The organism is Microvirga terrae (assembly GCF_013307435.2).
GTDB lineage: Bacteria > Pseudomonadota > Alphaproteobacteria > Rhizobiales > Beijerinckiaceae > Microvirga > Microvirga terrae.
Map to the genome: position 1 here is coordinate 4,934,468 of NZ_CP102845.1, position 12,726 is coordinate 4,947,193.

11 protein-coding genes and 2 pseudogenes are annotated in these 12,726 nt (G+C 62.7%); 6 read left to right on the top strand and 7 right to left on the bottom strand.

Going from position 1 to position 12,726, the window contains the following annotated elements:
• Positions 1 to 131 precede the first annotated feature (131 nt).
• Positions 132 to 839 (bottom strand): FadR/GntR family transcriptional regulator, encoded by a 708-nt coding sequence (locus HPT29_RS23155; protein WP_173945796.1) that lies wholly within the window; start codon positions 837 to 839, stop codon positions 132 to 134.
• A gap of 279 nt (positions 840 to 1,118) precedes the next feature.
• Between HPT29_RS23155 and HPT29_RS23160 the strand changes: the two genes are divergently transcribed.
• The 6 genes from HPT29_RS23160 to hydA all read left to right on the top strand — a co-directional run bounded on the left by HPT29_RS23160 (position 1,119) and on the right by hydA (position 6,584).
• Positions 1,119 to 1,922: a transporter substrate-binding domain-containing protein gene (locus tag HPT29_RS23160; protein WP_173945815.1), complete on the top strand. Its 804-nt coding sequence runs from the start codon at positions 1,119 to 1,121 to the stop codon at positions 1,920 to 1,922.
• Between the two features lie 75 nt (positions 1,923 to 1,997).
• The gene (locus HPT29_RS23165; RefSeq protein WP_173945814.1) at positions 1,998 to 2,669 is read left to right on the top strand and encodes an amino acid ABC transporter permease; all 672 of its coding nucleotides are present in this window, start codon (positions 1,998 to 2,000) and stop codon (positions 2,667 to 2,669) included.
• Entirely contained in the window at positions 2,666 to 3,400 is a 735-nt protein-coding gene (locus tag HPT29_RS23170; protein ID WP_173945795.1) for an amino acid ABC transporter ATP-binding protein, read from the top strand. Before HPT29_RS23165 ends, HPT29_RS23170 begins: the two co-directional genes overlap by 4 nt.
• A gap of 12 nt (positions 3,401 to 3,412) precedes the next feature.
• Positions 3,413 to 3,931, top strand: coding sequence for an ureidoglycolate lyase (locus HPT29_RS23175; protein ID WP_173945794.1), 519 nt, complete (start codon positions 3,413 to 3,415; stop codon positions 3,929 to 3,931).
• An 8-nt stretch (positions 3,932 to 3,939) separates the two neighbouring features.
• Positions 3,940 to 5,154, top strand: a complete 1,215-nt coding sequence (locus tag HPT29_RS23180; protein ID WP_173945793.1) for a cysteine desulfurase-like protein — start codon at positions 3,940 to 3,942, stop codon at positions 5,152 to 5,154.
• A gap of 11 nt (positions 5,155 to 5,165) precedes the next feature.
• Positions 5,166 to 6,584 carry a dihydropyrimidinase gene (gene hydA / locus HPT29_RS23185; RefSeq protein WP_173945792.1) on the top strand — a complete coding sequence of 473 codons (1,419 nt, stop codon included), beginning with the start codon at positions 5,166 to 5,168 and terminating at the stop codon, positions 6,582 to 6,584.
• Positions 6,585 to 7,125: 541 nt separating this feature from the next.
• Here hydA and HPT29_RS28935 read toward each other — a convergent pair.
• The 6 genes and pseudogenes from HPT29_RS28935 to HPT29_RS23210 form a co-directional block, all read right to left on the bottom strand.
• Positions 7,126 to 7,275 (bottom strand): annotated as a pseudogene (locus tag HPT29_RS28935) (sensor histidine kinase); the annotation flags it as partial.
• A 32-nt stretch (positions 7,276 to 7,307) separates the two neighbouring features.
• Positions 7,308 to 8,576 (bottom strand): IS256 family transposase, encoded by a 1,269-nt coding sequence (locus HPT29_RS23190; RefSeq protein ID WP_259060097.1) that lies wholly within the window; start codon positions 8,574 to 8,576, stop codon positions 7,308 to 7,310.
• Positions 8,527 to 9,615, bottom strand: a complete 1,089-nt coding sequence (locus tag HPT29_RS23195) for a sensor histidine kinase (protein ID WP_259060306.1) — start codon at positions 9,613 to 9,615, stop codon at positions 8,527 to 8,529. The genes HPT29_RS23190 and HPT29_RS23195 overlap by 50 nt, the downstream gene beginning before the upstream one ends.
• 2 nt (positions 9,616 to 9,617) lie before the next feature.
• Positions 9,618 to 11,115 (bottom strand): annotated as a pseudogene (locus HPT29_RS23200) (ATPase domain-containing protein).
• The gene (locus HPT29_RS23205) at positions 11,057 to 11,455 is read right to left on the bottom strand and encodes a HigA family addiction module antitoxin (protein WP_173949337.1); all 399 of its coding nucleotides are present in this window, start codon (positions 11,453 to 11,455) and stop codon (positions 11,057 to 11,059) included. The pseudogene HPT29_RS23200 and the gene HPT29_RS23205 overlap by 59 nt, the downstream one beginning before the upstream one ends.
• Before the next feature lie 128 nt (positions 11,456 to 11,583).
• The gene (locus HPT29_RS23210; RefSeq protein ID WP_173949338.1) at positions 11,584 to 12,615 is read right to left on the bottom strand and encodes a trans-3-hydroxy-L-proline dehydratase; all 1,032 of its coding nucleotides are present in this window, start codon (positions 12,613 to 12,615) and stop codon (positions 11,584 to 11,586) included.
• Positions 12,616 to 12,726 lie beyond the last annotated feature (111 nt).

A 12,726-nucleotide genomic window follows, 5' to 3' on the forward strand; every position in this document is an offset into this window, starting at 1 on the left:
AATTGGCCATTAGACCTCTATGCATTGTCTTGGAAAAGGGTCTCTTTGGGAGCATCTGCGAACTCCTTGAGCGTCCGCGCGGGCACTGCCGTCGAGCATATCGACGGTCACCTTCATTATGGACGCACTCCTCAGAGGGAAACGCCAAACCGGCCTGCAGCCGAGCGGATATGGCTTTGCATGGCCGATTCTGCCGCGTCAGGATCTTGGCTGGCTATACCCTCCAGAATGGCCTCATGCTCAGACACGGTTTCATTCAGGCGATCGAATTGCGCCATGGGAAGGCGTTGACTTTCGACGAGCATTTCGCGGACCGGCCGATACATGGCGGCGAGAACCGGGTTTCCAGAGAGCTCAAAGATCATGTCGTGGAATTCCGTGTCGTTTACGGCGAGGCTGATCACGTCGCCCGCCTCGAAAGCGGTTCGCATCGCATCGGTGCACCGTCTCAGGCGCTCCTCGGCGGGTTTGTCGATGCGCGCGGCTGCGAGCCTCGCAGCGTACCCTTCCAGCCCCAGGCGTGCCTCGTAAACATCGGCCGGCGTGCAACGATCCGAGTAGCGCCACAGCGGCCGGCGCGCATCGGCTTTTGCGACGAAGACTCCGCTGCCCACCCGTACGGTCACGAGACCCATGGTCTCCAGGACGGTCAGGGCCTCCCGCACGGACGGACGGCTGACGCCCAGCTGCTCCGCCAGTTCCCGCTGAGAAGGAAGCCGCTGACCGGCCTTGAGGCCGCCCTTCAGGATCAGGCGCTGAATATGATCGACGATGCCGCGTGGCACAGGCGTGCGATCGGCGAGTTCCAATTCAGACAGACTCACTGCATCACTCGTCATCAGGCACCCTCATCTCGGTCTCGCATCGAGCGCTCATGGCGCGTCGGGCTTAGCTCATGAGCCTCATTTTTGATCATCTCTGGACCGCATTTTAATCGCCGCGGACTCCGGATTGGCCTTGACCATGCGCCAGGATGGCTGCACGATCAACTGGTCAGATTGGTAAGACCAGTTTGGCCAATACGTCCGGCCAACGCAAGCGTTCAGGGAGCCGGCTACCAGATGGCAGCAGAGAATCGGTCGCCGGCCATGGAGCCGGCGTGCAAGATGGAGGACCAGATGTCAGCGAAATTCACCCGACGCAGCACATTCGTCGCAGGTTTAACGGCCGTGTTCGTCATATCGGGAGGAACGATGGCCTTTGCCGCCGACATGAAGGTCGGAGCGAACGTCGGCAACGTTCCGTGGGAGTTCCAGAACGAGAAGGGCGAGATCGTCGGTTTCGAAATCGACCTTGCTAAAGAAGTCGGCAAGCGCCTGAACATGAACGTGTCCTTCGTGAACATCCCGTTCAACGGATTGTTTGCTGCGGTGCAGTCGGGTCAGGTTGATGCCGCCGTATCCTCGATCACCATCACTAAGAAGCGTCTCGAGTCGGTATCCTTCGCCCAGCCATATTACGATAGCGACCAGTCGCTGGCGGTGCGAGCCAACTCGGGCATCAAGAACCTGGAAGGTATGGCGACCAAGGTGGCCGCAGTCGATACGGGTTCGACCGGCGACATGTGGTCGACTGAGAACCAGCAGAAGTACAAATTCTCGGACATCCGCCGCTACGAGGGCTTGGCTCCGGCGATGCTCGACCTCGCAGCAGGCCGCATCGACGGCTATGTCAGCGACATCCCGGCCGTCCAGTATTACATCAAGGACAAGCCGATCTATCAGGTGGTGGAGCGCATCCCGACCGGCGAGCAGTATTCGATGATGTTCGCGAAGAACAGCCCGTTGGCAGAAAAGGTCAATGCCGAGATCACGAAAATGAAGCAGGACGGAACGCTGGCAAAGATCCACGAGCAGTGGTTCGGCGCCAAGGCCGAGCCGAACTCGGCAACCGTCAAGGTCATGGAGATGCCCAAGCTCTGACAGCAGCTCTCCCCGAGCGTCTGGCATCCGTGCCGGGCGCTCGGCATGGCCACGAAAATTGAGGTGCTGCCCGTCATGTCCATCTTCGACACCTTCCTGAACTGGAAGGTTTTCGTTCAAACGCTCCCGCTCCTGTTATCGGGTTTGACCACCACGCTAACCCTGGGAGTCACAGCCATCGTCCTGGGCTTCATCGGCGGCTTGGTTCTCGCCCTGCTCCGGCTCTATGCCAGATCACCCCTCAGGCAGATCGCCATCGCCTATATCGATGTCTTCCGCTCCATCCCGATCTTGGTCCTGCTCGTCGTTATCTACTATGCCCTGCCTTTCATTGGGCTGCGGCTCTCCCCCTTTGGAGCTGCCGCCTCTGCCCTGAGCCTCGTGTCCGCTGCGTATTCCGCTGAGATCTTCCGGGCCGGCATAGAGGCCGTGCCGAAGGGCCAGTTTGAGGCTGCCCGTGCCTTGGGTCTCAGCCCCTGGCGGCGAATGAGCGACGTGGTGCTGCCGCAGGCGCTTCGGATCGTGATCCCACCGATCACATCCAACTCCATCAACGTGATGAAGGACACGGCTCTCGCATCCGTAGTGGCGATGCCGGACCTGCTCAAGCAGGCAACGCAGGCCCAGGCGCTGGCGGCGAACCCGACGCCTCTCATCAGCGCGGCCGTCATCTACATCCTGCTCCTGATGCCGCTCGTGCGGCTCGTGGGGGTTTTCGAGAAGAGACTTGCGGTGAGGGGACGATGACGCGCCCGATTATCGAGATGAAGAACGTCGTCAAGTCGTTCGGCCTATTCACGGCACTGCATGGCGTCGATCTCCAGGTCAGAGAAGGCGAGATCGTCGTCGTCATCGGTCCGTCCGGGTCTGGCAAGTCCACGTTGATCCGCTGCATCAACCAACTTGAGGAGCACAACGGCGGCGAGATCATCGTCGACGGGGCGCAGGTCGGCCACGGACGCAAGAGCACCGTTCTCACTGAGGTTGGAATGGTGTTCCAGAGCTTCAACCTCTTTCCGCATATGACCGTTCTTCGTAATGTCGCGCTCGGCCCTGTCCGCGTGCGCGGCCTGTCGTGGGCAGCGGCCGAGGAGCGCGCTCAGCGCCTGCTAGCCCGCGTCGGGCTCGAAGGTCACGTGGGGAAATATCCAGCGCAACTCTCCGGCGGGCAACAGCAGCGCGTCGGAATAGCCAGAGCTCTGGCCATGGAGCCGAAGGTCCTGCTCTTCGACGAGCCGACCTCCGCGCTGGATCCAGAAATGGTGGGCGAGGTCTTGGATGTGATGCAGCAACTTGCAAAGACAGGGGTTACCATGGTCGTCGTGACTCACGAGATGGGCTTTGCGCGTAGAGTCGCCGACCGGGTTGTCTTCATGGATGGAGGACGAATCATCGAGGAAGGGCCTCCCGACGAGATTTTCAGTTCGCCACGCGATCCGCGCCTCGGAAGCTTCCTCCAGGCCGTCTTGTCACACTAGGCTTACACAACCGTGCAGACCCTGTTTCCAAAACGCTTGACGCCTTCAGCCTTTCGCCCATTTGGCGAGGTGCTGTCTTTCGACCCGGAACGCAGTCGGCTGGTCAATGACGGACGGGCACTGCGCTTCGACACGGACACGCGCTTCGACCGCGCATCGCCCGACGGAGAGCCTGTGCTCGCCGTGTACCGGGCGAGCGGCGGGCCGCTGCCGATGCGGCTCCTGACCTTCGAACGGCACCCTCTGTCTTCGCAAACGTTCGTGGCTCTTTCTGCTGAACGATTCCTGATCGTTGTCGCTCCCGAGGATCGGGCTGGGCTGCCTGATCTCAAACGCGCCGAAGCGTTCGTCGGCCATCGAAACGAAGGCATCAACTACGCCCGCAACCTCTGGCACGCTCCGATCGCGGCGATCGGCCCAGACGGCGATTTTCTCATGTTCATGTGGGAAAGCGGCTCCCCTGAAGACTGCGTTTTCCACCACCTCCTAGAGCCGCTTGTCGTCAGCTCGTTTCAACCGCCCGCAGAATAGGTTCATCCATGTCTCTTGATCTCGCCTTCGTCCGCTCCCAGTTTCCTGCTCTGGCGGACGGCTTCGCCTATTTCGACAATGCTGGCGGCTCCCTCGTCCTGCGCAATGTTGCCGAACTTATCTCGGAGTATCTTCTGACCACGAGCGTGCAGACCGGCGCCAGCTACGAGCACTCGCAACGGGCCACGAGCCGGCTCATGGAAGCCCGCGCCAAGATTGCACGTCTGCTCGGCGCAGCGCGACCGGAAGAAATCGTGCTGGGACCCTCGACCACTGTTCTGGCCCAGTTTCTGTCACGAGCCATGGAAGGGCGCCTCAAGCCGGGTGACGAGATCGTCGTTACGAATTTCGACCACGAGTCGAATATTGGGCCATGGCGCTCCCTGGAGAAGCGCGGCATCGTCATCAGGGAGTGGTCCATCGACCGCGACAGCTACGAGATCGACCTGGATGAACTCGATCGCCTGATGAGCGGACGGACCCGGCTCGTGGCTGTGACCCATGCCTCGAATATTCTGGGCACGATCAACCCGGTCAAGGAGATCGCGCGCCGTGTGCACGAGCGTGGCGCCGAAATCGTCGTCGACGCCGTTGCCTATGCGCCCCACCGGGCCGTGAATGTGAGCGATCTCGATGTCGATTACTATATCTTCAGCTTCTACAAGACCTACGGCCCCCACTTCGCCGTGATGTACGGCAAATACGACAAGCTGCTCGAACTCGACGGGCTCTATCACTACTTCTACGGTCGCGAGAAGGTGCCGATGAAGCTTGAGCCAGGCAACACCAATTACGAGCTTGCCTGGGGTTCGGCCGGCATCGTGGACTATATTGGCTCCCTCGGCGGCGGCACCGGCGACCGGGCCGCCATCGACCGCGCCTTCGACAGGATCGCGGCGCACGAGACCCTTTTGGGAGAAAAGCTGCTCGCCTACTTGAGAGACCGCAACGACGTGCGCATTGTCGGGCGCCGCGACAGCGCTACGGATCGTCGCGTGCCGACCATCGCTTTCAAGGTGGACGGGCGCGACTCGGCCGAGATCGTACGTTCCGTCGAAGTCGACAGGATCGGCATCCGCTTCGGGGACTTTCACTCCCGCCGCCTGATCGAACACCTCGGCCTCGCCGATGGCAATGGTGTGGTACGCGTCTCCATGGTGCACTACAATACACCAGAGGAGGTCGACCGGCTGATCGGAAGCCTCGACCGCTCGCTCGCCTGAGGAGGACGTCGATGGAGCTCGATCTCGCGATCAAGGGCGGCACTGTCGTCACCGCATCCGACACGATCCGCTGCGACGTGGGTGTCAGGGGTGAGCGCATTGTTGCGCTCGGTGAGAATCTTCGCGCTCAGCGGGAAGTCGATGCTTCCGGGCTCCTCGTGCTGCCCGGGGGCATCGACAGCCATGTTCACATCGCTCAACCCTCAGGGCCCGGCGTGGTGATGGCGGATGATTTCGCCTCGGCCACGGCTTCGGCTGCGGCTGGCGGCAACACGATGGTTCTTCCCTTCGCACTCCAGCAACGGGGCACGTCCCTGCGCGCCTGCGTCGAGGACTACAGGAGGAAGGCCGAGAACGAGTGCTACGTCGACACGGCCTTCCACCTGATCGTCTCGGATCCGACGCCCGAGGTTCTGGGGCAGGAGCTTCCCGCGCTGCTCAAGGACGGCTACACGTCGTTCAAGGTTTTCATGACGTACGATGATCTCGTGCTGAAGGACCGCGAGCTTCTCGACGTGTTCGAGGTGGCGCGTCGGGAGCGCGCCCTTGTGATGGTGCACGCGGAGGGGTATGACGCGATCCGCTACATGACCGAGCGTCTTGAGCGCGAGGGTCGTACTGCTCCCTATTACCATGCTGTTTCGCGCCCGGAAATTGTGGAGCGGGAGGCCACGCATCGGGCGATCAGCCATGCGGAGCTCGTCGATGTGCCGATCATGATCGTGCATGTGTCCGGTCGCGAAGCGATGGAGCAGATCCGCTGGGCACAGTCCCGCGGCCTCAAAATCTATGCCGAGACCTGCCCGCAATACATCACGCTCACCGCCGAGGACCTGCAAGGTCCGGACATGGACATGAGTGGTGCGAAATACGTCTGCTCGCCTCCGCCGCGGGATGAGGAGAGCCAGGCGGCCATTTGGGAGGGATTGCGCAGCGGCGTGTTCCAGACTTTTTCGTCAGATCACTGCCCATTCCGCTACGACAGTCCGTCCGGAAAGCTCCACCCGAACGGCAGGAGCTCCTTCCGGTGGGTGCCGAATGGCATCCCTGGTGTCGAGACACGGCTGCCCATTCTGTTCTCGGAGGGAGTTTCCAAGGGGCGGATCTCCCTCAACCGCTTCGTGGAACTGACCGCCACGAACCACGCGAAGATCTACGGCCTCTATCCACGCAAGGGTTCCATCGGCGTCGGGTTCGACGCCGATATCGTGCTCTGGGATCCGAACCGACGCGAGGTCATCCGCCAGGAGATCCTCCACCATGGTGCCGACTATACACCCTGGGAGGGATTCGAGGTCACAGGATGGCCGATGATGACGCTGCTGCGGGGCCAAATCGTCGCCGAAGGCGGACGTATCGTCGGCGCCAAAGGAGCCGGCCGCATCTTGGCTCGGGACGTATCGGCCTATGCAGCACCCAGCGGCACCTAAAGGTGCCGCTGAAATCCGCCTCCTTGATGGGAACGGAGGTGTGCGGGTGCCGCTGTCCGCAGGCTCAAATCGGCACAGCCCACGGTGATCGGGTTCGTCATTTTCCAGCCCAAGACTAGCAGGCGAGGGATCCAATAAGCCTCGGAAGGAACGCTGATCTGGCGGATGTCTTACGAGAGGCAGAATTCTAGGATGCCGCAATAGACCATGCCCGCAGCCCTGCTGAGGCGGCCGCTTTCACACTTGGCCGGCACGATAAAATTCGGGTCCATTCGAAGACACCGGCCGCTCTTGACAGTCTGTGGTGGCTGGCGAGTTCCGGAATGACGTCGCTCATGAGATGGGGCTCGAGGGTTGGCACCAGCCGGGAGCTGCCGACCACGCCTTTGCACGGCGGCCCGGCTCCGGGCCCATTCCCCTTGCAGACTCGGACGTTCGCTCGTCTTCCCCTCAGTGCTACAGGGGTCCTCTCGAGAGATCACGGCTGTCGAGATGCGATGTCGCTGAAGACGGTTGATCGGCGTGGAGCCACGCCTTACGCGACTGGGGCATCGACCGTGCACACAACCCCTGTCGGCTCGAAAGCGATCTCCACCTGACCGTCCAGATCCTGCGCCAGGCTGCGCTCAATGAGGCGGGATCCGAAGCCGCGGCGAGACGGCGCCTTTACGGGCGGCCCACCACGTTCCGTGAGCTATGACGGAATTTAGGTGACGGGGCCGATCAGGCGGCGCTGTTTGTCGGCACCGGAATGACCTCGCTGCCGTCCTTAAACCTGACACCGGCGATCACCTTCGGCAACTGGTTTTCACCCATCAACCTCCGCCAGCTTTTCGAAGCTGCCATGATGAGCTTGAACACCATCAGTCGCGCCGTTGTCGGCGACAGCGCGCCCTTGGTGCGCACGGTCCGGTGCCGCACCGTCGCGAACACACTTTCGATGGGATTTGTCGTCCGCAAATGGATCCAGTGCTCAGCCGGCCAGTCGTAGAAGGCCAGCAGCGCCCGCTGGTCCTTGCGCACGCACTCCACGGCTTTTGGATAGCGCGCCTGATAGGCTTCGGCGAACAGGTCGATGGCGATCTCGGCTTGGGCTCGGGTCGGCGCGAGATAAATCTCCCGCAGCGCCACCTTCATGCCGGGCTGCACGGATTTCGGCACTTTGTTGAGCACGTTGGTGGTCTTGTGCAGCCAGCAGCGTTGATGGTGCGTGCCGGGAAAGAGTTCGTCGAGCGCCTTCCAGAAGCCGAGAGCCCCATCCCCGACCGCAATCCGGGGCGGAACGGACAAGCCCCGCCGCTTGATCTCGACGAGAAGCTCGCGCCAGCTTTGGGCGCTCTCGCGCACGCCAGCCCGGAAGCCGATCAACTCCTTCTTGCCCTCTGGCGTGGCACCGATCAGCACGAGGATGCACTCGGCTTGATCCTCCATCCGGGCCTGGAGATAGACGCCGTCGGCCCAGACGTAGACGTAGCGGCGCGCCGACAGGTCGCGCGCCTGCCAACGCTCGTATTCGGCCTGCCATTCGCCGGTGAGCCGGGTGATGGCGGACGGCGACAGGTTCGGGGCGTCCTTACCGAGCAAGGCTGAGAGCGCCTCCTGGAAGTCGCCGGTCGAGAGCCCGCGCAGATACAGGACCGGCAGCAGCGCATCCAAGCTCTTTGTCCGCCGGGCCCATTTCGGCAGGATTGCCGAGGTAAAGCGGATGCGGTCGGCATCGTCCGTGGCGCCGCGGTCGCGGATCTTGACCCGGCTGACCTCCACCGGACCGATGCCGGTTTGGATCATGCGCTCGGGGCCATGGCCGTGCCGGACCAGACGCTCACGCCCGTCCGGCAGCTTCAACTCGCGCATGCTGGCGAGATAGGCCTCAGCCTCGATCTCGATGGCCTGGGCCAGCAATTTACGGGCGCCGGCGCGCAGAATATCGGTCAGGGGATCGTCAATCGTATCGGGCTGACGAAGGCGCAAAACATTGGTAGTGTCGTTCATGGCGTATCGCTCTCTCGAAGAGGTTCTGGCAGGCTCGACACCCGCCTCGATACGCCGCCCTTCTCACACCGTCATCACCCAGTTTCCGCCATAGCTCACGTTCCGTCCAGTGCAGGTTCAGCCGGGGTGGCGCTACCCGGTTCTGCACCGTCCATGAGACTTCCACGATGCCAACCTTGTTCGAGAGGGCACCATATTTGACCGCGTTGGTCGCCAGCTCATGCAGGGCCATTGCCAGGGCCAACGACATGCGGGGCGTGAGCCGCACATGCGGCCCGGCAATGTGAAGCCGGCTCCCGTTCACGGTCTCGTATGGCTCAAGCGCTCGCGTGACGACCTCGATCAGGTCGGCGCCCTCCCAGCTCTCGCGGGTGAGCACGTCGTGCGCCCGTGACAGGGCCAGCAGCCGCATCTGAATGGCCTCTTTTGCGTCAGCGGACGTGACGTTCGTGCGCAAGGTCTGCATGACGATGGACTGTACGGTCGCAAGGGTGTTCTTCACGCGGTGGTTCAATTCGCCGATGAGCAAGGTCTGGTGCTCGGCGGCGCGCCTGGCTTGGTCGAGCGCGGCCGTGAGACGCTTTTCCGCCGTATGCATCTCCTCCAGGCGCGCCCTCGCCTCGTATTGCCGCTCCCGGCCGCGCAGGGCCGTCCGCGCCACACTGATCAGCGTCCCCGCGTGAAAGGGACGCTCCAGGAAAGTCACATTGCCGAGAATCTCAGTCAGGCGAGCGAGGGCAGGATTGCGTTCGACGCCTCCTCCGCGCTGGGTCAGCAACACGAAGGCAAAGTCGGACCAGGGCGGCTGGTCCGCCAACCAGCGGGACAGATCGCTCAAATCCGCCGTGCGGAACGTCTCGTCGGTGATGAGCGCGAAGCCTGCTCCCCGTTCGAGCTCTCGGACCAGCCCCGGCAGGTCGGGGCAGACCTCGGTGGCGATCCCCACCGCGCGCAGAAGATCGGCGGCAACAGCAGAATCCCGACCATGTGGGGCAAGGATGAGAGCCCGCATGGAGTGGAGATGAGACACGGCGTCCATGCTCAGCGGTCTTCGAGCAGAGAGGCGCGATCCTCCTCTGCCATCACCGGCACGCCCCGCAGCACACCCTGGAAGCTCCTGAGCGGTGCGCCGATGGCAATCCCGCTGCTGTCGACCCGGATCTCCCGGATAGTGCTCTCATGCGAACCGAATCGCTTCTTGATAACAGACCGAGCCCGCCGCACCTGGCCGAAGGCCTCGAAATAGCGCAGCAGGATCACCGTATCGGCCAGATAGGTGACGTCGACCGGTGCCTTCATGTCGCCGACAAGCCCGTGCTGCGCTACGAGCAGGAAGGTCGAAGCGCCCTGCCGGTTGAGGTATTGCAGCAGCTCATGCATGTGCAGGATCAGAAACTGCTCCTCCGGCATGGCGGCCTGATAGCCGTTGAGGCTGTCGATTACGATGGTCTTGACCCCATGCTCAGCCACCTGGGTCCGCACCCGGTGCGTGAACTCGCCCGGCGAGAGTTCGGCGGCGTCGAGCTGCTCGATGAACAGGTTGCCGGCCACGCACATCGCCTCCAGGTCGATGCCCATCAGCCTGGTACGATCGAGCAGGAGACCGAGCTCTTCGTCAAAAACGAACAATGCCGCCTTCTCACCCCGCTGAACGGCAGAGACTGCAAACTGCACCGCGAGAAGCGACTTGCCGCTGCCGGCTGGACCCATGATCAGAGTGCTGGAGCCCCGCTCGATGCCACCGCCGAGCAAAGCGTCGAGTTCCCTGATCCCGCTCGTCAGCACGGTGCGGGCAAAGCCCGTCTTGTGCTCGCCTGACACCAAGCGCGGGAACACCTGGACTCCACCCTCAACAATCGTGAAGTCGTGAAAGCCGCCTCGGAAGCTCTGGCCGCGATATTTGATCACCCTCAAGCGGCGGCGTTCGGCCCCATAAGTCGGGGTCATCTCCTCCAAGCGGATGACCCCATGGGCGAGACTGTGCACGGTCTTGTCGTTCGTGTCGGTGGTCAGATCATCGAGCATCAGGACGGTTGCGCCCTGCTGGGCGAAGTAGTGCTTCATCGCCAGGATCTGCCGGCGATAGCGCAGCGAGCTTTGCGCCAGGAGGCGGATCTCGGACAGGCTGTCGATCACGATCCGGACTGGACGGGCCCGGTCGATGGCCTCGAACACGGCCTTGGTGGTCTCGCCGAGTTCCAGGTCGGAGGAGTAGAGCAGGCTCTGCTGGTGCTCCTCGTCGAGCAGGCTCTCAGGTGGCACAAGCTCGAACACATGGATGGCATCATCCAAGGACCAGCCATGCGAGGCGGCACCCTCGCGCAGCTCCCGCTCGGTTTCAGACATGGTGATGTAGAGGCCTGTCTCGCCCACCTTGGCACCTTCCAGCAAGAACTGGAGGGCAATGGTGGTCTTGCCGGTGGCCGGGGCTGCCCTCCAGGAGATAGACATGGCCTGGAGCGAGGCCGCCGACGAGAATGTCATCGAGGCCCTCGACCCCGATCTTCGCTTTGGGGACGGGCTTGGATGGAGCGGTCATGCAAAAGTCCGATCTCGGCCTGAATGGCCGGAGGCAGGATGTGGGACGGGATCATGGTCAACACCCCGGCAAGAGCCTGTTCGGCATGCCAGAGGTCATAGCGCTGCTGGAGATCGAGCCAGAGCCGCGGGGCGGTTCCTGACAGGCGGGCCAAGCGGGTGGCCATCTCGGGGCTGACCGCGGCCGTGCCGGCGAGAACCCGATGGAGCGTCTGGCGAGCGATGCGAAGTTCGCGGGCGGCTTGGCTCACGGAAAGGCCGAGCCCGGGCAGCACCTGATCGCGCAGCATGCCACCGGGATGGAGCGGGGCCTGAGGGCAGGCATCGCGGGGTGAGGCCATGATCCTGCTTTCGGTAAGGCGGATTGTAGCGTTATGGGTGACAGCGTCCAGAAAGCAAGAGGAAGCCCTCCACGACTGGGCCGCGATACCGAACGCTCGGACCATAAGTCTGGCTGTCCAGGGTCGCCCTACCTGAGCATCGGCCAAGTGTCGGACAGCTTGTACCCTCCAGGGAATGGGTCGGACGGGTCGAGCATGAGCTGGGAGGTTCCGGCGATCCATGCGCGTCCGGAAATCGACGGAATGATCGCCTTCTGTCCTGCCACCGTCGTCTCGCGCACGATCCTGCCGATGAATTGGGTATCGATGATCGAGACGCCGGTCAGCGTCTCACCTTCCTTGAGCAGGCCGCGGGCGTTCAGGATTGCCATCCGGGCCGACACCGCCGTGCCGGTCGGCGACCGATCGACTTTGCCCGGCTGAATGGCGACCGCCGAGCGCGACATCAGCCGTCCCTCCTCCCGGTAAAGGGGCCCCCCGAAGGCGCAGAAGGAGATGTGGTTCCATCCTGTGTCCTCAGGATGGGAGAAGCCCAGTTGCTCGTTGGCCGCATTGGTGATCCTGATGCCGATCTCGGCCAGCGCGCGGGCCTCATCCGCAACGAGCCTGAAGCCGAGCGTCTGGGCCTCGACGACGACGAAACTGTCGCCGCCATAGGCGGTATCGACCGTCATCGTCCCCAGCCCCGGCACTTCGAGCGTCGCGTCGAGCCTGGCGGCGAAGCTCGGCACGTTCGTGACTGTGATCCGCTCAGCCTTGCCATTGCGGCACTCCGCGACGACCTCCACCAACCCAGCGGGAGCCTCCAGGACCATGCGGGTTTCCGGTTCGGTCATTGGAATGATGCCGCTGTCCAGCAGCACGGTCGACACGCAGATCGAGTTCGAGCCTGACATGGGAGGCGTGTCCTCCGGCTCCATGATGATCCAGCCCATTTGCGCCCTGGGGTTCTTTGGGGGAACGAGCAGATTTACGTGGCGGAAGACGCCCCCGCGCGGCTCGTTGAGAACGAAATTCCGCAGCGTCTTGTCCTGTGCGATCCACCGCGACTGTTCCCACACGGTCTCTCCGGGCGGAGGCGCGACACCACCGACGATCACGTCACCCACCTCGCCTTCGGCATGGCAACTGACCACATGGATGATTTTCGAGGAACGCATCGTTCGGTTTCCTTAAAAGATGGCATAAGCTCAGGGGCTGAGTAGCAGGGCTTCGGGACTCCGGTTTTGTGCGGCCTCTATGAAAGGAGCACGGTCGGCTCCACTGTCATG